The organism is Rhizobium sp. A22-96, from assembly GCF_053521805.1.
This window is the reverse complement of the sequence record NZ_JBNWDQ010000004.1, coordinates 258,602-281,298: the sequence shown is the minus strand read 5'-3', so window position 1 is coordinate 281,298 and position 22,697 is coordinate 258,602. Positions and strand designations below refer to the sequence as shown.

18 protein-coding genes and 1 riboswitch are annotated in these 22,697 nt (G+C 62.1%); of the genes, 12 read left to right on the top strand and 6 right to left on the bottom strand.

The annotated features are described in order from the left end of the window. Position 1 precedes the first annotated feature (1 nt). Positions 2 to 1,189: a vWA domain-containing protein gene (locus ACQZ6F_RS19630; protein ID WP_449093939.1), complete on the top strand. Its 1,188-nt coding sequence runs from the start codon at positions 2 to 4 to the stop codon at positions 1,187 to 1,189. 72 nt (positions 1,190 to 1,261) lie between these two features. Here ACQZ6F_RS19630 and ACQZ6F_RS19625 read toward each other — a convergent pair whose 3' ends face one another. Further along, on the bottom strand, positions 1,262 to 1,819 hold the full coding sequence (locus tag ACQZ6F_RS19625; RefSeq protein WP_449093940.1) for a DUF308 domain-containing protein: 558 nt from the start codon (positions 1,817 to 1,819) through the stop codon (positions 1,262 to 1,264). Positions 1,820 to 1,959: 140 nt separating this feature from the next. Between ACQZ6F_RS19625 and ACQZ6F_RS19620 the strand changes: the two genes are divergently transcribed. From ACQZ6F_RS19620 to ACQZ6F_RS19595, 6 genes are all read left to right on the top strand, one after another. Then, on the top strand, positions 1,960 to 2,547 hold the full coding sequence (locus ACQZ6F_RS19620; RefSeq protein ID WP_449093941.1) for a TetR/AcrR family transcriptional regulator: 588 nt from the start codon (positions 1,960 to 1,962) through the stop codon (positions 2,545 to 2,547). A gap of 279 nt (positions 2,548 to 2,826) precedes the next feature. Beyond that, positions 2,827 to 3,852 (top strand): aldose epimerase family protein, encoded by a 1,026-nt coding sequence (locus ACQZ6F_RS19615; RefSeq protein ID WP_077470844.1) that lies wholly within the window; start codon positions 2,827 to 2,829, stop codon positions 3,850 to 3,852. A 122-nt stretch (positions 3,853 to 3,974) separates the two neighbouring features. Next, positions 3,975 to 4,748: a GntR family transcriptional regulator gene (locus ACQZ6F_RS19610; RefSeq protein ID WP_449093942.1), complete on the top strand. Its 774-nt coding sequence runs from the start codon at positions 3,975 to 3,977 to the stop codon at positions 4,746 to 4,748. Then, complete coding sequence (locus ACQZ6F_RS19605; protein WP_449093943.1) at positions 4,745 to 5,776, top strand: SIS domain-containing protein; 1,032 nt, start codon at positions 4,745 to 4,747, stop codon at positions 5,774 to 5,776. The genes ACQZ6F_RS19610 and ACQZ6F_RS19605 overlap by 4 nt, the downstream gene beginning before the upstream one ends. Beyond that, positions 5,776 to 6,933, top strand: a complete 1,158-nt coding sequence (gene nagA / locus ACQZ6F_RS19600; protein WP_449093944.1) for an N-acetylglucosamine-6-phosphate deacetylase — start codon at positions 5,776 to 5,778, stop codon at positions 6,931 to 6,933. Before ACQZ6F_RS19605 ends, nagA begins: the two co-directional genes overlap by 1 nt. A 23-nt stretch (positions 6,934 to 6,956) precedes the next feature. After that, positions 6,957 to 7,685, top strand: a complete 729-nt coding sequence (locus tag ACQZ6F_RS19595; protein ID WP_449093945.1) for an SIS domain-containing protein — start codon at positions 6,957 to 6,959, stop codon at positions 7,683 to 7,685. Between the two features lie 100 nt (positions 7,686 to 7,785). Here the strand turns inward: ACQZ6F_RS19595 and ACQZ6F_RS19590 are convergent, their stop codons facing one another. From ACQZ6F_RS19590 to ACQZ6F_RS19570, 5 genes are all read right to left on the bottom strand, one after another. Beyond that, on the bottom strand, positions 7,786 to 10,965 hold the full coding sequence (locus ACQZ6F_RS19590) for an efflux RND transporter permease subunit (protein WP_449093946.1): 3,180 nt from the start codon (positions 10,963 to 10,965) through the stop codon (positions 7,786 to 7,788). Beyond that, a complete protein-coding gene (locus tag ACQZ6F_RS19585) occupies positions 10,962 to 12,143 on the bottom strand; it encodes an efflux RND transporter periplasmic adaptor subunit (protein ID WP_077470513.1) in 1,182 nt (393 codons plus the stop codon). The genes ACQZ6F_RS19590 and ACQZ6F_RS19585 overlap by 4 nt, the downstream gene beginning before the upstream one ends. 313 nt (positions 12,144 to 12,456) lie before the next feature. Next, entirely contained in the window at positions 12,457 to 14,286 is a 1,830-nt protein-coding gene (locus ACQZ6F_RS19580) for an ABC-F family ATP-binding cassette domain-containing protein (RefSeq protein WP_449093947.1), read from the bottom strand. Between the two features lie 2 nt (positions 14,287 to 14,288). Beyond that, the gene (locus ACQZ6F_RS19575) at positions 14,289 to 14,942 is read right to left on the bottom strand and encodes a thiamine diphosphokinase (protein ID WP_068389905.1); all 654 of its coding nucleotides are present in this window, start codon (positions 14,940 to 14,942) and stop codon (positions 14,289 to 14,291) included. 73 nt (positions 14,943 to 15,015) lie between these two features. After that, positions 15,016 to 15,543 (bottom strand): MarR family winged helix-turn-helix transcriptional regulator, encoded by a 528-nt coding sequence (locus ACQZ6F_RS19570; protein ID WP_077470511.1) that lies wholly within the window; start codon positions 15,541 to 15,543, stop codon positions 15,016 to 15,018. A gap of 166 nt (positions 15,544 to 15,709) precedes the next feature. Between ACQZ6F_RS19570 and ACQZ6F_RS19565 the strand changes: the two genes are divergently transcribed. The 5 genes from ACQZ6F_RS19565 to ACQZ6F_RS19545 all read left to right on the top strand — a co-directional run bounded on the left by ACQZ6F_RS19565 (position 15,710) and on the right by ACQZ6F_RS19545 (position 22,681). Further along, positions 15,710 to 17,245 carry an MDR family MFS transporter gene (locus ACQZ6F_RS19565; protein ID WP_449093948.1) on the top strand — a complete coding sequence of 512 codons (1,536 nt, stop codon included), beginning with the start codon at positions 15,710 to 15,712 and terminating at the stop codon, positions 17,243 to 17,245. A 70-nt stretch (positions 17,246 to 17,315) separates the two neighbouring features. Beyond that, positions 17,316 to 17,432: riboswitch (TPP riboswitch) on the top strand. Positions 17,433 to 17,481: 49 nt separating this feature from the next. Then, positions 17,482 to 18,510, top strand: a complete 1,029-nt coding sequence (thiB, locus tag ACQZ6F_RS19560) for a thiamine ABC transporter substrate binding subunit (protein WP_449093949.1) — start codon at positions 17,482 to 17,484, stop codon at positions 18,508 to 18,510. 10 nt (positions 18,511 to 18,520) lie between these two features. After that, positions 18,521 to 20,158, top strand: a complete 1,638-nt coding sequence (gene thiP, locus ACQZ6F_RS19555) for a thiamine/thiamine pyrophosphate ABC transporter permease ThiP (RefSeq protein ID WP_449093950.1) — start codon at positions 18,521 to 18,523, stop codon at positions 20,156 to 20,158. Next, the gene (locus ACQZ6F_RS19550; RefSeq protein WP_449093951.1) at positions 20,151 to 20,879 is read left to right on the top strand and encodes a thiamine ABC transporter ATP-binding protein; all 729 of its coding nucleotides are present in this window, start codon (positions 20,151 to 20,153) and stop codon (positions 20,877 to 20,879) included. The genes thiP and ACQZ6F_RS19550 overlap by 8 nt, the downstream gene beginning before the upstream one ends. Positions 20,880 to 21,148: 269 nt before the next feature. Further along, positions 21,149 to 22,681, top strand: coding sequence for a M48 family metalloprotease (locus tag ACQZ6F_RS19545; protein WP_449093952.1), 1,533 nt, complete (start codon positions 21,149 to 21,151; stop codon positions 22,679 to 22,681). Positions 22,682 to 22,697 lie beyond the last annotated feature (16 nt).

Sequence of the window (22,697 nt, the reverse complement as noted above, 5' to 3'; positions counted from 1 at the left end):
CTTGTTCATTCCCTTCTTCCTGAAGCTGAAGGAAGCGAAGGTGCCGGTCACGCTCCGGGAATTCCTGTCGCTGCTTGAAGGAATGGAAGAGGGGATTGCCGACTATGATGTCGAGGCCTTCTACTATCTGGCGCGCACGACGCTGATTAAGGACGAGCGCTTCATCGATCGCTTCGACCAGGTCTTCGCCGATTATTTCCATGGCGTCGAGGCGATCGGCGGTAGTGCCGATGCGGTCGAGGCGGCCGCCATTCCCGACGAATGGCTGCGCAAGCTGGCGGAAAAGCATCTCACCGAAGAAGAGCGGAAACAGATCGAGGCGCTCGGCGGCTTCGACAGACTGATGGAAACGTTGCGGCGGCGGCTGGCCGAACAGCAGGGTCGGCACCAGGGCGGCTCGAAATGGATCGGCACGGCGGGCACCTCTCCCTTCGGCGCATACGGCTATAATCCGGAAGGCGTGCGCATCGGCCAGGAAACCTCGCGCCACCGCCGCGCGGTCAAAGTCTGGGATCGCCGCGACTTCCAGAATCTCGACGACGGCGTCGAGCTTGGCACCCGCAACATCAAGGTGGCGCTGAAGCGCCTGCGCCGTTGGGTGCGCGAGGGCGCGGCCGACGAGCTGGATCTCTCCGGCACCATTCGCTCCACCGCCGAACACGGCTATCTAGACGTCCAGACACGGCCGGAGCGGCGCAACGCCGTCAAGCTTTTGATGTTCTTCGATGTCGGCGGCTCGATGGACGACCATATCCGCGGGGTGGAGGAACTGTTTTCCGCCGCCCGCTCTGAGTTCCGGCACATGGACTATTTCTACTTCCACAATTGCCCCTACGAGGGCGTGTGGAAGGACAATCGCCGCCGGCGCGTCGATATCACCTCGACGACCGACCTGATCCGCACCTTCGGACCAGATTACCGCGTCGTCTTCGTCGGCGACGCCTCGATGAGCCCCTATGAAATCAACCAGCCGGGCGGCTCGGTCGAGCATTGGAACAAGGAGGCCGGCAGCGTCTGGCTCAGTCGGATATCAGGCCATTTCCGCAAATGCGTCTGGCTCAACCCCGTTCCCGAAAACTACTGGGGCTACACCACTTCCATCTCCCTCATCCGCCGTCTCATGGCAGACCGCATGTACCCGCTGACGCTCGGCGGGCTGGAGAAGGCGACGCGGGAGCTTTCGCGCTAGGCGCAAGCGCTCCCCGCCCTTTCGGCGACGGCAAATGGACTCTCACCTTGCCGCCGCCAGACGGGGCAAACTCTATGCGTGAGCTTTGCGATAGGCCGCGACGACGAGCCAGATTGCCGAAAGCAGGAAATAGAATGCGCCGAACCCGACATAGGGGGCGATATCCAGAATCGTCGGCGCGGCAGCGCCAACGGATCGGCTGATCATGAACCCGCCGGCAAGGGCCGATTGCGCGCCGCTCAGGATCATTACCCATTGCGCGCCAAAGTGACGCCAGCGCCTGACCGCCGTGTAAAGCTGCAGGAGGCCCGACAGGATCGCCCAGATCCCGAACACGGCCAGAACCGCATAAGTGCTGTTGGTGACTGCCACGATCACCGCAAGCGTGGTTATCGTGCTGACCACGACATTCAATGCCTGGGACGGGTTGGCCTTGAGGCCGCCATTGACCCGCGCGTCGACCAGATTGGCGAAGGCGTCCCATGCCGGGTAGATCACGAGAAGGAAAGCAATGAGATGAGATTGCCCGCCAAAGAGAATGGCGGCGGCAATCCAGGCGATCGAGAATATGGCACGCACGAAATAATAGGATCGCAGCCAGTTGGACTGGCTTGAGGACTGGTTTTGCATTGGCAGGTTCCAAGTTGAAATCTACCAACTAGTAGGAAGGCTAAACTTGCCTGTCAACTCACCAGCCGAACACCTCTTTGTGAGAAGCCGAGACACCAAGGCAATCTTGACAAATTACCTACCAGAAGGTAGGCAGCAGCATGAAATCAATGACTTCGACTTCCGGAAAGATTCTCGACACCGCGCAATCTCTCATCGTCGCGGGAGGTTACAACGGCTTCAGCTATGCCGATATCTCGGCTGCGATCGGCATCCGGAAGGCGAGCATCCACCATCACTTTCCGACAAAGGCCGAGCTGGTCGCGGTATTGGTTGACCGCTACAGGCAGCAAGTGGACGTGGGTTTGAATTCTCTTCGCGAGCAGTTCCCAAGCCCGGCCGAACAATTGCAGGCCTATCTGAATTTCTGGCAAACATGCATTCGCGATGCCTCGCTGCCCTTCTGCGTCTGCGCCATGCTTGCTGGCGAGATGCAGATGCTGCCGGAAGAGGTCGCGTCACGCGTCCGCGCCCATTTCCATAGTCTGGCGGGATGGCTGACTTCAGTTCTGAAGAATGGCACAGAGCAGGGCCTGTTCCAGCTCGACAAGAGACCGGAAGAAGAGGCGCAAATGCTAATGGCATCGGTACATGGGGCGATGCTCTCCGTACGGGCTTTCGGCGACCCCGAACTGTTCAGTGCAATCGTCCGACCCCAGATCACCAGGCTACTGGCCCCGGCTCGCTAAAGAACTGCCGGGTCAAAGCAGCCGGCAGACATCTGTGTTCAGAGCCAAGAGCCGCAACTGGCGGCACTCGCACGAAGCGCCGAAGCAAAATGCATCACGCCTGTCGCACGCACTGCACATTTGCAGCGCAGTTTAGCGCTTCGAAGCCCGCGAGATAAAGCCGGGCCGAGGCTTGATCGGTAACACTGCGCCCCTAATTTCCCTGTCGAACCGGTTGCGGAACGGCACGAATGGGGGCAGGGTCTGGCCTCGTATTTCGAGAGCAATGGATGAGCTGATATGACGGAAAGCACTTTGCAGCGGGAAGTTTTTGGGACGACGGCGGATGGGGATACCGTCTATCGCGTCAAGATCGTCGGTGGCGGGCTGACGGCGCATATCATGTCTTGGGGCGCGGTCATCCAGGATCTCCGGCTTGATGGCCACAGCCCCGCCCTTCTCCTCGGCTTCGACGATTTCGCTGATTATCCGGCCCATTCTTCCTATTTCGGCGCCACGCCGGGCCGCTGCGCCAACCGTATCGGCGCCGGCCGTTTCACGCTGGACGGCAAGCAATACCAGCTCGAACTCAACGAAAAGGGCGTCACGCATCTGCACGGCGGCAAGGACAATATCGCCAAGCGCAACTGGACGATCGTCGAACATGCTGTCGACCGCGTCGTGCTGAAGATCGTCGATCCCGATGGCCGCGCTGGCTATCCCGGCAATTGCACGATTCAGGCGACCTATTGGGTGCATGGCAATGGCGAATTTTCGATCACTTATGAATCGACCACCGACCAACCGACCCTCGCCAATGTCTGCCAGCACGCCTATTTCAATCTCGACGGCCGCGACGATGCGCTGGGCCACGACATCATGATCGCCGCCGATCACTATACCCCGACGGATGAGAAGCAGGTGCCGACGGGTGAAGTTCGCTCTGTCGAAGGCACGGTGTTCGATTTTCGCGAGATGTCGCCGATGAAGCGCTTCGAAGGATCAGAGCAGGCGCTCTACGATCATAATTTCTGCCTGTCGACCGAGCGCACTGCCAAGCGCTCCGTCGCTCTCGCCCGCAGCGTCAATTCCGGCGTGTCGCTGGAGGTGCGCACCACCGAGCCCGGCGTACAGTTCTATACGGGCTTCAAGCTCAATGTTCCGGTTCCGGGCCATGACGGCCGCAAGATCGGCCCCTTCGCCGGCTTCTGCCTGGAAACGCAGGTCTGGCCGGACGCCATCAATCATGAAGGCTTCCCCAATGCCGTGCTCCGCCCGGGCGAGGTATTGCGGCAGGAAACGGATTACATTTTCACCAAGAACTAAGCCGGGCATGCCCCGCTTTCTTGAAATCCGGCCGGGCGTCCCAAGCGCCCGGCCGATTCTTTTTAGGCCGACGGACAGATTCACCTTGTGAATTGGTTCTAAATAGGTTCTATATGGACGTCATGGATAGAACCAGTTTGATCGCTGAATTGAACACCCGCGGTCTCAGCGACGGGACCGGCAGCGGGCCGCTGTACAAGCGACTGGCACAGGCGTTGACGGGCCTTATCCAGGAAGGCCTGCTGAAACCGGGCACGGCTCTGCCGGGCGAGCGCGATCTCGCCGGGGCACTGGAAATCGGCCGCGTCACGGTACGCACCGCCTACCGCGACCTGCTCGCCTCCGGCGTCATCGAATCCCGCCACGGCAGCGGCACCTTCGTCTCACAGCATGTCGAGCGCATCGAACAGCCGCTCTGGCGCCTCTCCTCCTTCTCCGCCGATATGCGCTCGCGCGGTCGCGAGCCGGCGGCCCGCGTCTTGTCGCGCACCATCAGCGCGCCGGCGCCGGAAGAATCCTTCCTGCTTGGTCTCGGCCTCGACGAACCCGTGCTACGGCTCGACCGCCTGCGCCTGGCCGATGGCCAGCCGCTTGCCATCGAGCGCGCCGTGGTTCCCATCAAATTCCTGGGCGAAGACGCCATATCCGAAGGCTCCCTCTACGATGCGCTCGCCGCCCGGGGGTACAAGCCCGTGCGCGCGCAGCAGAGGCTGACGGCCGTGACACTGGACCCCACTTCCGCATCGATCCTGACCGTCAAGGCCGGGGCGCCTGCGCTCCTGATCGAGCGCGTCTCCCGCCTCGCGGACCAGCGCGTCGTTGAATATACCCGCTCGCATTATCGCGGCGATGCCTATGATTTTGTTGCTGAATTGAGAATTGGAGATGACCTATGAGCGAGACCCAGTCCCTGATGCTGACGGAAGCCGGCCAATCGCCCGAGGTGGTTGCGACGCTGCTTGAAAAGGAAAAAACTGCTTTCGCCGAAATCGCGAAGCTCTTCTCCTCGGGCCGTCCGTCGCTGATCACCACGGCGGCGCGCGGCTCTTCCGACCATGCCGCCACCTTCTTCAAATATCTGTTCGAAATCTCCTGCGGCATCCCGGTCGCCTCCGTCGGCCCGTCGATCGCCTCGGTCTATGGCGCGCCGCTTCACCTGAAGGGCGGCATCCACTTCACAGTATCGCAATCTGGCGGCAGCCCCGACATCATCGCACTGCAGGCTGCTGCCAAGAAGGGCGGCGCCACCACCATCGCCGTCGTCAACGTCACCGATAGCCCGCTTGCCAACGAGGCCGACATCGTGCTCGGCCTCAACGCCGGCAAGGAACAGAGTGTCGCCGCCACGAAATCCTTCATCGCCTCTGCCGCAGCTCTTGCCGGCGTCACGGCAACGATCTCGCAGGACAAGGCGCTCGCCGACGGCCTCGGCAGGCTGCCGGAAGCGCTCGCCGCAACCTCGGGCATCGATGGCAAGGCCGCCGAAGACGTGCTCTTCAATGCGTCCTCGCTCTATACCGGCGGCCGCGGCCCGGCTTTCGCCATCGCGCTCGAAGCCGCGCTGAAAGCCAAGGAAACCGCCGGCCTGCATGCGGAAGCCTTTTCGCTGGCGGAGTTGATGCATGGCCCGATGCGCCTCGTGCAGCCGGGCTTCCCGATCGTCGCCTTCTCGCCCGACGACGCTGCCTTCGCCAATAATGCGCAGGCGCTCGAGCGCCTGCAGAAGCTCGGCGCGACCGCCGTCTCCTTCTCGACCGCGCCGCTTGCCGGCATCAACCTGCGCATGCCCAGCACCGGCAACGGCCTGCTCGATCCACTCGTATCGCTGTTGTGCTACTACCGCCTCATCGAGTCGGTGACGCGCCGCAAGGGCTTCAACCCGGACAAGCCGGCTAACCTTCTCAAGGTAACGGAGACCATGTGATGGACTACAAGGTCTTTACCGGCGCCCGCATCTTCGACGGCGACCGGTTTCACGAGGACAGCGCGCTGGTGATCGGCAACGGTCGCATCCATGCCATCACCAGTGTCAATGATGTGCCTGACAATGCCGCAACGATCCAGTTGAAGGGTGGTGTCCTGTCGCCCGGTTTCATCGATGCGCAGGTGAACGGCGGCGGCGGCCGCATGCTGAACGACGAGCCCTCGCCCGAATCCATGTATCTGATCGCCGATGGACATCGTCCCTACGGCACGACTTCGCTGCTGCCGACGCTGATCACCGATGTCGCGGCCGCGACAACGGCAGCCATAGAGGCGGCAATCGAGGCGGTAAAGGCCAATCGCGGCGTCGCCGGCCTGCATCTGGAAGGCCCGCATCTGGCCCCGGCCCGCAAGGGCGCGCATCTGGCCGAGCTGATGCGCCCGGTCGAGGACAGCGACGTCAGAACCTTTATCCGCGCCCGTGAGGCGATCGGCACGCTGCTGGTCACCATGGCGGCCGAGCAGGTGACGGAGCGGCAGGTACAGGCGCTCGCCGAAGGCGGCGTCATTGTCAGCATTGGCCATAGCGATTGCACAGCGGAAGCAGCGGATGCCCGTTTCGACGCCGGCGCCCGCGGCGTCACCCATCTTTTCAACGCCATGAGCCAGATGGGCCATCGTGCGCCTGGCCTCGTCGGCGCGGCCATAGACCACCCTGCCCCCTGGTGCGGCATCATTGCCGACGGCCACCATGTCGACCCGATCGCGCTGCGCGTCGGGCTGCGTGCCAAGCGCGGCGAAGGCCGGCTGTTCTTCGTCACGGATGCAATGTCGCTTGTCGGCACGGATCTTCCGAGCTTCACGCTGAACGGCCGTACCGTCTACCGCACCAAAGGCGGCTATTGCTCGAAGCTGACGCTGGACGACGGCACGCTCGCCGGCTCCGACGTCGATATGGCCTCGACGATCCGCTACGGCGTCAATGTCCTCGAACTGCCGCTGGCGGAAGCCCTGCGCATGGCGACCTCCTATCCCGCCCGCTTCCTGCGCCTGACGGATCGTGGTCACCTGACACCCGGAACCCGCGCCGACCTCGTTCACATCAACGACGGCATCGAAGTCACCGGAACGTGGATCTCGGGCCAGCCTTCGGCCTAAAACACTCGAAAAGGAGGCTCGGCATGACCGCAGTCACGGACAGCTATTTCTCCGCCCTCATCGGCCGGCTGGAAAGCATGCGCGAAACGCTCGCTGAACCGATGTCGAAGGCTTCGGCCGCTATTTGCGCAGCCGCCCGCGGCGATCGCCGTGTCTATGTCTTCGGCACCGGCCATTCGCATATGCTGGCGGAAGAGGTGCATTATCGCGCCGGCGGCCTCGCCTTCACCATCCCTGTGTTGGTTGGCTCCGCCATGCTGCACGAAGGCGCCGTCATCAGCTCGGTCTATGAGCGTACGGAGGGCCTCATCCGCCCGGTCTTCGAGCGTTACGGCATGCAGCCGGGCGATGTGCTGATCATCGCCTCCAACTCCGGCGTCAATGCCGCACCGATTGAGGCTGCCGACTTCGGCCGCGAAATCGGCGCCACCGTCATCGCCATCACCTCGCTCGCCTATTCGGCTGTCATTGCCAATGGCCGCCGAAGGCTTGCGGATATCGCCGATATCGTGCTGGACAACGGCCTGCCGCCGGGCGACGCCATCATCGACCTGCCGGGCACGGAGCTGAAGGTCGGCCCGGCATCGACGGCCATCGGCACCACGGTGCTGAACGCCATCTTCGCCGATGTCGCTGCCGAGCTCTGCAAAGATGGCGAACCGCCGGTCTACCTCAGCGCCAACATGCCGGGCGCCAAGGAGACCAATCAGCGGCTGGTAAAGAAGTACCGCCCGCGCAATCCGCATCTTTAGATTTAGAAAGGTGCGCGGCGGTTTCCGTCCGACTTGAATGAAAGCAGAGGATTAGAGCGGCTCAGCAATCCCATGGAAAGCTGAGCCGCTCTAAGTCTTGCTATTGCGCTGCCGCGTCGGAGGCTGATGGCTCTTCGGCAGTCGCCTCCACCTGCTTGCGCCCACGACGCAGCACGACGTAGAACACCGGCGTCAGGAACAGGCCGAACAGCGTCACGCCGAGCATGCCTGAGAAGACCGCCGTGCCGAGCGATTGGCGCATTTCCGCACCAGGCCCGGTCGCGATCATCAGCGGCACGACGCCGAAGATGAAGGCGAAGGCCGTCATCAGGATCGGGCGCAGACGCAGATGGCTGGCCTCGATCGCCGCCTCCACCGCACTCTTTCCTTCAAGCTGCGCCTGTCGGGCAAACTCGACGATCAGGATCGCGTTCTTGGCCGCAAGGCCGATCAGCACGATCAAGCCGATCTGCGTCAGGATATTGTTGTCCATGCCCCTGAGATGCACCCCGATCAATGCAGCCAGTACCGCCAGTGGCACGATCAGGATGATGGCGAGGGGCAGGGTCCAGCTTTCATACTGGGCCGCAAGCGCCAGGAAGACGAAGATGACCGACAGGGCGAAGATATAAACCGCCGTATTGCCGGTGTTCCTTTCCTGATAGGCAAGTTCCGTCCATTCGAAGGTCGTGCCCGCCGGCAACAGGCTCTTTGCCAGCCCTTCCATGGTGTCGAGCGCGCTGCCCGTGGAAACGCCCGGCCCCGGATTACCCTGGATGGGAACCGAGACATACATGTTGTAGCGCTGCACGAGCGCCGGCCCCGTCGTATCCCGGATATCGACAAGCGTTCCGAGCGGCACGAGAGCGCCGGTCGCTGAGCGAACCTTCAGCGCCAGAATATCTTCGCGGTCCATGCGATATTGCTGGTCGGCCTGCGCCCGCACCTGGTAGACGCGGCCGAAGGCGTTGAAGTCGTTGACGTAGGATGTGCCGAGGTTGATCGACAGCGTCTCGAAGATATTCGGGATCGGCACGTTCAGCGCCCGCGCCTTGTCGCGGTCGATCGCCAGGAAATATTGCGGGCTATTGGCCGAGAAGGTGGTGAAGACGCCGCTGACGCCCTTATTCTGCGCGGCAGCACCCATCATCTGATAGGCCAGCGGCAGGATACGGCGCATGTCCGGATTTTCCCGGTCCATGATCTGCATCTTGAAGCCGCCGGAATTGCCGACGCCGCGGATCGATGGCGGCGGAATGGCGATGATGAAGGCCTCCTGGATGCCCTGGAGGCTGCCATAAAGCTGGCCGATGATCTTCATGGCGCTTTCGCCGCTCTTCAATCTCTCCTCGAAGGGTTTGAAGGGCGTGAAGATGACGCCGGAATTCGAGGCATTGGTGAAGGTCGCACCATTGAAGCCGGCGAAGGCGACTGCATTTTCCACGCCGGGCGTCTTGTTGATGATCGCCGTCGCCTTCTCGATGACGGCGTTGGTGCGCGCCAGCGACGCTCCATCGGGCAATTGCACGACGACAATGGCATAGCCCTGGTCCATGGTGGGAACGAAGCCCTGCGGCACGATTCTGCCCATGTACCATGTCGCACCGAGCAGCCCGACGAAAACCAGAAGGGCACAGCCTAGCGCGACCCAGGTCGTCACCAGATGGCGGATGATCCAGGAATAGCCCCGGCTCATCGACTCGAAGCCCCGGTTGAAACCATCGCCCAGAGCGCGGCCGAAACGAGAGGCGATATTGTTGGATTTCTTGTGATCATGGGGACGCAGCACGATCGCCGCGATCGCCGGCGACAGCGTCAGCGAATTCAGGCAGGAGATCGCCGTTGCGATGGAGATGGTCACCGCGAACTGCCGATAGAACTGCCCCGTTATGCCCGGAATGAAGGCTGTCGGCAGGAAGACAGCGATCAGTACCAGAGAAATCGCCAGAACCGCAGTGCCGACCTCGTTCATCGTCACATGCGACGCCTCCTTCGGCGTCATCCCCAGCGCCAGATTTCGCTCGACATTCTCGACCACGACGATCGCGTCGTCGACAACGATACCGATGGCAAGCACCAGACCGAATAGCGTCAGCATGTTCAGCGAGAAGCCGAAGGCGAGCAGGAAAGCGAAGGTACCGATCAGCGATACCGGAATGGCGACGATCGGAATGATCGCAGTTCGCCAGGATTGCAGGAAGACCAGCACGACGATGGCAACGAGCACGGCTGCTTCGAAGATCGTCTTGTAGACCTCGTTGATCGATTCCGCGATGAATTCTGTGGGATTGTAGACGATGCGATATTCGAGGCCTTGAGGGAAATCCTGCGCCAGGCTCTGCATCGTCTTTTCGATGTCGGCGGCGGCATTGAGCGCATTGGTGCCGGGACGGGCAAAGATGCCGAGCGCGACCGCCGGGTTGCCGTTCAGATAGCTGTTGGTGACATAGTCCTGCGCGCCGAGTTCGATGCGTGCCACGTCCTGTAGCTGCACGAGGCGGCCGCTATCCGTCGCCTTGACGATGACATAACGGAATTGCCGTGCATCGGAAAAACGCCCTTGCGTCGTCACCGTATATTGAAAGGCGTTGGTGCCCGAAACCGGCGGTCCGCCGATCGAACCGCCCGAAACCTGCACGTTCTGGTCCCGCAGCGCCTGGACGATGTCGCCGGCGGTCATGCCATAAGCGGCAAGTTTTTCAGGATCGAGCCAGATGCGCAGCGAATATTGCCGCTCGCCGAAGAGCTGCACGTCGCCAACACCATCGAGGCGAACGAGCAGGTCGCGGATGCGCGTGCGGGCATAGTTGGAGATGTAGAGCTGATCATAGCGGTTGCTTGGGGAGAGCAGGTGCACGACCATCATCAGGTCCGGCGAGCTCTTGACCGTGGTAATGCCGATGCGGCGGACATCGTCGGGCAGCCGTGGCTCGGCGATGGCGACGCGGTTCTGAACCAGCACCTGCGCCTTGTCGAGATCAGTGCCGAGCTTGAAGGTGATGGTCAGTGCCATCGAGCCGTCGGCGCTGGAATAGGAGGACATATAGAGCATGTCCTCGACGCCATTGACCTCCTGCTCGATCGGCGTTGCCACCGTATCGGCGATCGTCTGGGAATCGGCACCCGGATAGGAGGTGCGCACCACGATTGTCGGAGGCGCGACCTCGGGATACTGCGCCACCGGAAGCTGAAAATAAGCAATGCCGCCGACGATCAGCAGCACGATGGAGAGAACCGACGCGAAAATCGGCCGGTCGACGAAAAAATGGGAAAACCTCATTGATCCGTCCCCTGTGCATCCGCCTGCGCAGGCGGCTCGTCGTTCGTCGCTTCCTGCGGCAGCTCGATCAGCTGAGGCGCAACCTTGACGCCAGGCCGGACGCGGATCAGCCCGTTGACGATGATGGTCTCGTCACCGGTCATGCCGTCACGGATGACGCGGTAGCCATAGAGCTTCGGCCCCAGCCGCACGGATTTCGGCGTGACGTTGCCGGCCGTGTCGACGGTATAGACCACCCGCTGGTTCTGATCCGAGCCGATGGCTTCGTCGGGCACCAGGATGGCCTTGTAGCTGTTGGACCCCTGCACCTGGACGCGCCCGAACAGGCCGGGCTGGAGAATGAGATTGGGGTTTGGGAAGGTGGCGCGGACACGGATCGTGCCCGTCTGGTTGTCGACGCGGTTTTCGGCGAAGTCGAGCTTGCCCTTGAAGGGCTTCTGCTTGGAATCGGCGATCGTCACCGTGACATCGAGACCGCCGCCGCCCTGCTGCAGGGCACTGCCGTTCTTGCGGGCCTGATCGGCATAGGAAAGCAGCCGGCGTTCATCGACGTCAAAATAGAAATCGATCGGGTCAAGCGACACGATGGTCGTGAGGATAGTCTGGTCGGCCTGCACGAGATTGCCGACCGAGATCAGACGCCGGTCGATCCGGCCGCTGAGCGGCGCGGTGATCTTCGTGAAATCCATATCGAGATTGGCGCGATCGACGGCTGCCTGGGCGCCGCGAACATTCGCCTGCGCAGACAGGAGGTCGCGGCGGCGGTCATCCAGCGTCGAGGCCGACTGACTGCCCGTCGTAGACAGGGATTCCGTCCGCTTGAATTGCGCGTCGGCGAGCGTCAGCGACGATTTCGCCACTTCGAGCGAAGCCGTCGACTCGTTCAGCGTGGTGATGAACGGCCGCTGGTCGATGACAAAAAGCAGGTCGCCCTGCTTGACCATGGTGCCGTCCTTGAAGTGCACCTCCTGCAGATAGCCGCCGACCCGCGACCGTACCGAGACCTCATCGACCGCCTGGAAGCGCCCGATGAATTCGTCGCTATCGATGACGTCGCGAACGACGGGCTTGGCGACCGTCACGGGCGCAGCCGGCGGCGCGCTTTGCGCCAAAGCCTGAGCACCGGAAAAAACGGCAATAACACAGCTGAACAAAATGGAACGCGGCAGCACCGGCATGAAGGCCCCCTCGGAAAACCGCGGACAGCAAGGAGCGCCGCCGCGTTAAGCGATCACGAAATTTGCTTGCTACTTTCTGCGAAGGACCCGTCGCCATCAGGCGAAATCCAATCAGGTCTCTTCGGACTTCCCCAACATGCGCCACGGGCCGCGGTGGCCCGGGGGTATCAACCGGCTCATGGTCCGGCAACATGGGTTAATGTATAAACGGTTTATTGGATTCGACAACAGGGAATGAGGCGGTAGCGACACAGCGCAACCTTTTGTTTTTTCTCATATAGATGAACGCGCATAGGATGAGCAGATCCGAGCCTCAGCTCTCGAGTTCCTCACGCAGCATTTCAAGCTCCAGCCATTCCTCTTCCATCCTGGTCAGGCCTTCGCGCAGCTTTTCCATCTCGGCCGCAAGACGATTGAACGTCGCAGGATCCTTGGTGAAGAGGTTAGGATCGGCCATTTTCTTTTCGCGGGCGGCGATCTCTGCCTCCGCCTTGGCCATGTCTTTCGGCAGGTTCTCCAGCGCAAATTTCTGCTTGTAGGAAAGCTTGGCCTTGCCCTTCAAAGCATCGGCGGCGGATGCCCCGGCCTCGGCGGCCTTCGGCTTTTCCGCAGCCTTTTCCGCGCGTTTGCGTTCTTCCATCGCACCCTTGCGCTGGGTCAGCATGTCGGAATAGCCGCCTGCATATTCGATCCAGCGGCCATCAGGCTCTTCCGGATTGGCAGGCGCGATCGTCGAGGTCACGGTGCGGTCGAGAAAGTCACGGTCGTGGCTGACGAGGATGACGGTGCCGGAAAAGCCGGCAACAATTTCCTGCAGCAGATCAAGCGTCTCGATGTCGAGATCGTTTGTCGGTTCGTCGAGAATGAGCAGGTTCGTCGGCCGCGACAGGATGCGCGCCAGCATCAACCGGGCACGCTCGCCGCCTGAGAGGTTCCTGATCGGCGTCCGTGCCTGTTCCGGTTGGAACAGGAATTCCTTCATGTAGCCCGTCACATGCCGCTGCTCGCCATTGACGAGCAGGTTTTCGCCGCGACCGTCGGTGAGGTAATTGGCGAGCGTATCCTCCGGATCAAGCTCCTCGCGCTTCTGATCGAGCGTTGCGATCTCCAGATTGGTGCCGAGCTTCACCGTGCCGCTATCGGGTTCCAGCTGCCCGGTCAGCATCTTCAGAAGCGTCGTCTTGCCGGCACCATTCGGGCCGACGAGGCCTATGCAATCGCCGCGATGGACGCGGATCGAAAACGGCGAGACGATCACCCTGTCGCCATAGGCCTTGGTGATCTTGTCTGCCTCGATCACCAGCTTGCCGCTTTCCTGCGCATCGGACGCCGCCGCCTGCACGGTTCCCAAGGCGCCTTTATGGCCGCGATGGCGCGAGCGCATGTCCTGCAATTCGCCAAGGCGACGCATATTGCGCTTGCGCCGCGCGGTCACGCCGTAGCGCAGCCAGTGCTCCTCGCGCTCAATCTGCTTGCCGAGCTTGTGCTGTTCCAGCTCCTCGGCTTCGAGCACCTGGTCGCGCCATGCCTCGAAATGGGCAAAGCCCCGGTCCAGCCGGCGCGAGGTGCCGCGGTCGAGCCAGACCGTGGCGGTCGAAACCTTTTCGAGGAAGCGACGGTCGTGCGAGATCAGCACGAGAGCGCTGCGGCTCTTCTGCAATTCGCCTTCCAGCCATTCGATGGTCGGCAAGTCCAGATGGTTCGTCGGTTCGTCGAGCAGCAGGATATCCGGCTCCGGCGCCAGAACGCGGGCCAGAGCCGCGCGGCGGGCCTCGCCGCCCGAAAGATTGTTCGGATCTTCCTCGCCGGTCAGGCCGAGATGCGAGAGCAGATACGTGACACGATAGGGATCATCGCCCGGCCCGAGACCGGCTTCCGCATAGGCGGCCACGGTCTTGTAACCGGCGAAATCCGGCGCCTGTTCGAGATAGCGCACGGTTGACGACGGATGGCGGAATACCTCGCCCGACTGCGCTTCGACCATGCCGGCGGCGATTTTCAGCAGCGTCGACTTGCCGGAACCATTGCGGCCGACCAGACAGATCTTGTCACCCGGCTCCACCTGCAGCCCGGCGCCGGCCAGAAGGGGCGCGCCGCCAAAGCTCAGGAAGATATCGTCGAGTTTCAGAATAGGAGGGGCCAAGATCAGACTCCGGTAAGATCATAAGGGCGGGCAAGAACGATCGCCCTGCCGCTGCCGAGCGAAAAGCGCACAGCACCTTCCGCCACATTGGAAATGGTGCGCGACGCGCCGAAAGGCAGGTGGAAGTCGCGCAAGGGATAACGGGCATTCTCGATGAAAAGGCCCGTCAGGTCGCTGAAGCCGAGCACCGAAAACAGCGAGCCTTGTGGCAGCGCGATTTCCATCTGCCCCGGCAGAAGCGGAACCGCTTCCTCATCACCTGATGTCAGCAGCACATCAAGACCCTGTTCGGCAAGGCGAACGCCGTAGAGCAGATGCTGGATTGCATGATCCGAGCGCTCGCCGCCCATGGCGCCTGCCAGGATCAGCCTGACGGCACCGCGATCGATCGCCTCCGATACGGCAATCTCGCCATCGGTTGCAGCCTTGGCGGCCGGATAGGGCTGCTTCGGCACGCCGGGAAAGGCCGCCAGAAGATCGGCAGGCGTCGAGTCGAAATCACCCACCCACAGTTCCGGTTCGACACCGAGCGCCAAGGCATGGCGCATGCCGCCATCGGCCGCGATAAAACGGCTACCGGAAACGGCAGCGCGCAATCGGTCCGTCAGGCGAAGCTCGCCGCCGAGCAGGATGGTGAAGGTGGTGGACTGGCTCATGCGCCAAGCCCATAGCGCAAAGTCCTATCCCTAGGGAAGAGCGACGGCCGCAAGAACCGCCCATGCGGACCGCTCAGTCTGCGGTTTCCGTGAGCCGGGTCTGGATAACGCTTTCATAGCCCGTGACATAGCGATCGAACAGCAGCGAGAAACTCGCGATGTCCTCAGGCGACCAATCGGCAAAGATGCTGCCGATGATGGAGTATTTCTGTGCCTGGATTTCCGACAACAACCGCTGCCCGAGCGCGGTGAGCACCACGACGATGCGCCGCGCATCGGCCTGGGATGCCTTTCGCCGCAACACGCCGCGCGCCACCATGTCGGCAACGATGCGGCTCGCCCGCGACGGATCAATGCGCAACACTTCGGCGATCGTGCCGACCGTCACCTCGCCCGTGGCCTCGGCACGTCTCACGACGTCGAGAACGTCAAGATGCGAAAGCTCAAGCCCTGGGGCAACGTTCTGGATGGCGAGCCTGCCGATCATGCGGCGGCCGGTCAGCAGGCGCATGCGCGTCATCGCCTGACCGATCAGCAGGAGATCCTCGTCTTCGGTCAGCGGCGGGGCTTCAACTTCACGTGTATTCGTCGCAGATGTCATCTTTCCACCATATCAGAGGCGGAAAAGAAATAAAACATGCAAACAGCATTCACCTGTCATTGACAATTATATGCTAATAGCACATATGTTTCCCATATGAAACCGGGGCGACCCGCGCATTCGTTCGGCTGCGCAGCGTTTCGGACAAGCTCGGATATCTTGTTCCATGGACATGCAGACAACATTCGCGCCGCTCGTGACGGATCCCAGGCGGCGGCTTATCCTTTTCCTGTTTCTGATGACTGCCATGTTCATGGCAACGCTGGATAACCAGATCGTATCGACGGCACTGCCCACGATCGTCGGCGAGTTCGGGCATCTCGAGCGCTTCGGCTGGATCGGCTCGGCCTATCTTCTCTCGCTTTCGGCCGTCATGCCTGTCTATGGCAAGCTCGGCGACCTCTTCGGCCGCAAATATGTGATGATGACGGCGATTGCGATCTTCACCGTGGGCTCCGCCGTCTGTGGCCTTGCCGTGTCGATGAACACGTTGATCGCCGCCCGTGTGTTGCAGGGCTTCGGCGGCGGCGGCATCATGGTGTCGATCTTCGCCGTCAATGCCGACCTGTTCGAACCGCGCGAACGCGCCCGCTATCAGAGCTATTCAAGCCTCGTGCTGATGGCGTCGGGTGCCATCGGCCCCGTTCTCGGCGGCACGATGAGCGATCTGTTCGGCTGGCGCTCGATCTTTCTCGTCAACGTCCCGATCGGCTTCGTCGTGCTGGCTGGTCTCGCCACCATGCTGCCCTATCGCAAGCCGAGCCGCCGGCCAAAGATCGATTATGCCGGCGCGCTGGTCCTTGCGCTGACGACCACAAGCATCGTGCTGGCCGCAGACGGCACCGAACTCTTCGGATCGCTGCTGTCGCCGCAATGTCTCGGAATCATCGCCTTCGGTGTTATCTGCGCGATTACCTGGGTCTTCATCGAACGCCGCGCGCCTGAGCCCATCGTTCCGATGACTCTCTTCCGCAATCCGACATTCGGTCTGCTTCTGATCATCTCGATCACCAGCGGTGCGGTTGCCATCGGCATGGTCAACTATTTCGCACTGTTCCTGCAGACGACAACGGGCCTGTCGCCTTCGATGGCCGGCCTGCTGTTCATCCTCCTGACCGGCGGCCTCGTCTGCGGCTCGCTTTCCGCCGGCCGGTTGATCGCGGCAAGGGGTCGCTACAAGCCCTTCGCGGTTGCCAGCGCCGCCTGCAGCACCATTGCATTCGCTTCGCTGGCCTTCGTCCATGCCGGCACCCCCATCGCCCTCATCGGCGGCCTGATGCTGCTGCACGGCATCGGCATCGGCCTTGCGCAGCAGGTGCCCGTCATCGGGGTACAGAACGCTGCGGGTGCCCGCGACATCGGCGCCGCCACCGGCGCCGTCACGCTGTCGCGCATGGGCGGCGCCTCGATCGCCATCTCCATCTACGGCGCCATCATCGCGGCCAAGCTCGGTAGTGTCGGTGTCTCGATCGCAGGTGTTTCCGACATCGAGGAACTGACGCCGAAGATGATGGCCGCCTTGCCGGAAGCCACGCGCGAGGCCGTCGCCAATGCCTATGCAGGCGCCTTCAGCCCGCTGTTCATGACGGCCGCCGGCATTTGCCTGCTCGGTCTTCTGACATCGCTGACATTGAAAAACGTGCAACTGCCCGGCACGACAAAGAAATTCGAAAGCACGGTTAGCGCCGAAGCTGCCGAATAGATCGCGCAGCCTGCAATCGACAGGGGAATCATTCCCCTTGTCATCCCTTCGTCACAAGGCTAAATCTGCCGACGCTCTAACGGGGTGCCTTATGTCCTTTCGGACATCTGGCTGAGAGGCTTTCACCAGCCAACCCGCGGAACCTGATCCGGCTAACACCGGCGGAGGGATTAGACGCGTGACGAAATCATAGCGCCCTTTTCCCCTTGACGACGAAACCAAAAGGAGGCGCTCTGATGCTCGACCGTTCACTATTGTCACTGCTCACCGGCCTGGCCCTTGCCGCCGGCGCAACATTTCTTTCCACGCAGCCCGCCGCAGCGGCCGACAAGACGCTGACCATCTACACCTATGAAAGCTTCACCGCCGATTGGGGTCCGGGCCCCAAGGTCAAGGCCGCTTTCGAAAAGACATGCGGCTGCACCGTCAATTACGTCAGCGTCACCGATGGCGTGGCGCTGCTCTCCCGCCTGAAGCTCGAAGGCGCCGGCACCAAGGCCGATGTGGTTCTTGGCCTCGACACCAACCTGGTCGACGAAGCCAAGGATACTGGCCTTTTCGACACCAGCGGCGTCGATACATCGGCCCTCAAGGTTCCCGGCGATTTCAAGGATGATGTCTTCGTGCCCTATGATTACGGCCATTTCGCCGTCATCTACGACACCCAGACCGTCAAGAACCCGCCGAAGAGCATGAAGGATCTCGTCGAGGGCGACCCCTCGCAGAAGATCGTCATCGAAGATCCGCGCACCTCGACGCCGGGCCTCGGCCTGCTGCTCTGGGTCAAATCGATCTACGGTGATAAATCAGCCGACGCATGGACCAAGCTCAAGGGCCGTATCCTAACCGTCACGCCCGGCTGGTCGGAAGCCTATGACCTCTTCACCAAAGGCGAAGCGCCGATGGTGCTGTCCTACACGACCTCGCCGGCCTATCACATGATCGAGGACAAGACGGAACGCTATCAGGCGGCCGCCTTCTCCGAGGGACATTACATCCAGATCGAAGTCGCCGGCCTCGTCAAGGCGTCTCCGAACAAGGACCTCGCCCGCGACTTCCTGAAGTTCATGGTCTCCACAGGCTTCCAGGACATCATCCCCACCAGCAACTGGATGATGCCGGCCGCCGCCACCTCCACGCCGCTGCCGGACGCCTTCGGCAAGCTGGTGGTGCCGACGAAGACCTTCCTGATGAGCCCGGACGTCGTCGAGAAGAACCGCAAGGCCTGGATCGACGAGTGGTTGACCGCCACCAGCACCAACTGATCTCTCACCCATGCTGACCGCATCCGAAAGAAAACGCGCCATTTCCGGCGGGGCATTCAGCCTCGCCGGCATCGCCCTTTTCGTCGCGATCGCCGTCGTCATCCTTCTTGCCGCCGGTATCGAGTCCGGCGGCGACACCACGCTTACCGATCCCTATCTGCTGCGGGTGCTTCGCTTCACCCTGCTGCAAGCGGCCTTATCGACGTTGCTCTCCATTCTCCTTGCCATCCCCGTCGCCCGCGCCCTGGCGCGCCAACCGCGCTTTCCGGGCCGGCTGTGGCTGATCCGGCTGATGGCCGTGCCTATGGGCCTGCCCGTCCTGATCGGTGCACTCGGCCTGCTCGGCATATGGGGACGCCAAGGATTGCTCAATCAGACGCTGTCAGCCCTCGGCCTGTCGCAGCCTGTCAGCATTTACGGCCTTGCCGGCATCCTGCTGGCGCATGTCTTCTTCAATATGCCGCTCGCCTGCCGGCTGATGCTGGCCGGGCTGGAGCGCGTTCCGGCGGAATACTGGCTCGTGGGCGGTGGGCTCGGCATGCGGCCGGCATCGATCTTCCGCTTCATCGAATGGCCGGTCCTGCGCGGTCTCATCCCCGGCATCGCCGGCCTGATCTTCATGCTCTGCGCCACCAGCTTCACGCTGGTGCTGATCCTCGGCGGTGGCCCCGCGGCAACGACACTCGAAGTGGCAATCTACCAGGCCCTGCGCTTCGATTTCGATCCCGGCCGCGCCGTGATGCTGTCACTGCTGCAGATCGCCATCACCCTCATTGTTTTAGGCGCGATGACACTATTTCGCGCGCCTGACGATCATGGACTGACGAGCGGCCGCGCCCTGCGGCGCATCGATGGTCAAGTGCCGGCTGCTCGCTGGGTCGATGCCGCTCTGCTGTTGGCTGCGGCACTCTTTCTCGGCCTGCCTCTCGCCTCGGTCGTCGTGACGGGCCTGGAGGTGAACCTCCTGAAACTCGCCGGCCAGCCGATCTTTCTGCAGGCGGCGATAACAAGCCTTCTCATCGCACTCGCCGCCGGTCTTCTGGCCGTCCTGATTTCCTTTGCGGTCATTCGCGCCCGATCGGTGATATCAGCGGAGCGCAGCAAGAACCTCGGCCTGCGCGGCTTGTCGATCGCGTTGAGCGCAAGCTCCTCCCTCATCCTGCTTGTCCCGCCGATCGTGCTGGCGACCGGCTGGTTCCTGGCGCTCAGACCCTTCGGCGACCCCAGCCGCTTCGCCGCCGCCCTCATCATCGTCATCAACGCCCTGATGGCGCTACCCTTCGTCATTCGCGTGCTGGAACCGGCCTATGTCATCCACCGCCGCCGCACCGAACGGCTGGCGGCAAGCCTCGGCCTTCATGGTATCTCCCGCCTTCGCCTGATCGATTGGCCGGGCCTTCGCAAGCCGCTCTTCACCGCGCTCTCCTTCGCCATGGCCCTGTCGCTCGGCGATCTCGGCGCCGTCGCTCTTTTCGGCTCCAGCAGCCTGATGACCCTGCCCTGGCTCGTCTACAGCAAGCTCGGAAGCTACCGCACCAACGATGCCGATGGATATGCCCTGATCCTCGGCGTGGTATGCCTTCTCCTCACCATCGCCGGCACGGCGGGCCAAGGCACCCGCGACGGCGAAAGCAGGCACAATGACTGACGGCAGCAACATGATCGAACGCAGCATCACCATGACCGGCGTCGAACTGCGCCTCGGCACGCATGATTTCCAGTTCGATTGCGCGTTGCCGCAAGGCAGGATCATCGCCGTCGCAGGTCCCTCCGGCTCGGGCAAGTCGACCTTCCTCAATCTGCTGGCCGGTTTCGAACAGCCCGATCGCGGCCGCGTCCTGCTTGCCGGGCAGGACGTCACCGGCAAGCATCCCGCAGAGCGACCTGTGTCGCTTGTCTTCCAGGACAACAATCTTTTCGCCCATCTCGACCTCTTCACCAATGTCGGCCTTGGCATCAGCCCTTCCTTGAGGCTCTCGGCACAAGACCGGCAGAGGGTCTCCGAAGCGCTGACGCGTGTCGGGCTCCCCGGTTTCGAGAAGAGAAAGCCGGGAACGCTGTCCGGCGGAGAACGGCAGCGCGCTGCCTTCGCAAGAGCGCTGGTGCGCGACAAGCCGATCCTGCTGCTGGACGAGCCCTTTGCAGCGCTCGATCCCGGCCTGCGCTCCGGAATGGTCGAATTGCTGAAGACCCTTCACCGGGAAACGGGCAACACGGTCCTCATCGTCTCGCATGATCCGGCGGAAGTCAGACGCCTTGCTGACCATGCCGTCTTCATTGACGGCGGCAGAATAGCGCTTTCGACTTCGATCGGCGCCTTTCTGCAAACGACCGGCATTCCCGCACTGGCCACATTTTTACAACACTGAGTGCGACGCAGCATCTTGCTGCCCGCTTTGCCTTAATTTCGTCGTGCCGAACGGCTGAAACTCCTGGGAAATGCTTGCTAAAATACAACGCTGCCACATTTAAACGGAGTCTCGCTATGCAACCGGTGCCAAAATCGGCTACAGCAAGGGGTGGAGACCGTCCGGATGAATGCGGATTGATGGGGTGAAAGCAACCTTTATCGGCGCGCGATGATAATCGCCCCGGTAACGATCAACCGGATTTGGCGCCGAGCCGGCATGGCAGCGAAATGAGCGAGACACAGGTACTGAAGCAGAACGAGCGAGCAGAACGAAGGATCAGCGTGACCGTCGCAGCTCGTTTGCGCCGCCTGGCACCGCTCCTTGTCGCCGCGGCGGTACTCAACAGCTGTCAGACCGTGATGGATCAGTCGTATCAGCCGAGCGTCTCGCCCTCGGCCAATCCGCAGATCGTCTCCGAGGTGCAGAAGAACGACCCGCGCGCGCAGATGGGCGCTCGCGAGCACCCAAGAATTCTTGCAAGCTACGGCGGCGAATACAAGGACGCCAAGACCGAACGTCTCGTGGCCCGTATCGCCGGCGCGCTCACCAGCGTTTCGGAAAACCCGCAGCAGTCCTATCGCATCACCATTCTCAATTCGCCGTCGATCAACGCCTTCGCGTTGCCGGGCGGCTATCTCTATGTGACGCGCGGCCTGCTGGCGCTTGCCAATGACGCCTCGGAAGTCGCAGCCGTCCTAGCGCACGAAATGGCGCACGTGACAGCCAATCACGGCATCGAGCGGCAAAAGCGCGAGGAAGCCGAGGTCATTGCCAGCCGCGTCGTCGCCGAAGTGCTGTCGAGCGATATCGCCGGCAAGCAGGCGCTCGCCCGTGGCAAGCTGCGCCTTGCCGCCTTCTCGCGCCAGCAGGAGCTGCAGGCAGACGAGATCGGCATCCGCACCCTCGGCCAGGCCGGCTACGACCCCTATGCGGCAGCCCGCTTCCTGAATGCCATGGAAGACTACAGCCGCTTCATGACGGCCAATTCCGATGTCGACCAGAGCCTGGACTTCCTGTCGAGCCATCCGAGCACCCCGCAGCGCATCGACCTTGCCAAGGCCCATGCGCGCGAATTCGGCGAGGAAGGCAAGGTCGGCGACACCGGCCGCGACTACTACCTGAACGGCATCGACGGCCTGCTCTATGGCGACAGCCCGGAGGAAGGCTATGTGCGCGGTCAGACCTTCCTGCACGGCGGCCTTGGTATACGTTTCGACGTACCCCCGGATTTTCGGATCGACAACAAGGTTGAGGCCGTCATGGCGACTGGCCCTGGCGACATTGCCGTCCGCTTCGACGGTGTGGCAGACACCCAGAACCAGAACCTGACGAACTATATTTCCAGCGGCTGGGTGACAGGCCTTGATCCATCGTCGATCAAATCGATCACCGTCAATGGCATGCCGGCCGCGACTGCGCGCGCTTCCGCCGATCGCTGGGATTTCGATGTCACCGTGATCCGCGACCGCACACAGATCTTCCGCTTCCTGACGGCGGTTCCGAAGGGAAATATTGCCCAGCTCGATCAGACGGCCAATGTGTTGCGGGCAAGCTTCCGCCATATGACGCCGGATGAGGCCGCTTCGCTGAAGCCACTGCGCGTTCGCGTCGTCATCGTCAAGCCCGGCGACACCATCACCACGCTCGCAGCCCGCATGATGGGCACCGACCGCAAGCTCGACCTGTTCAAGCTGATCAATGCCTTGCCCACCGGGGCAAGCATTGCACCGGGTGACAAGGTCAAGATTATCGCGGAATAGATAGGGGCCGGATCAC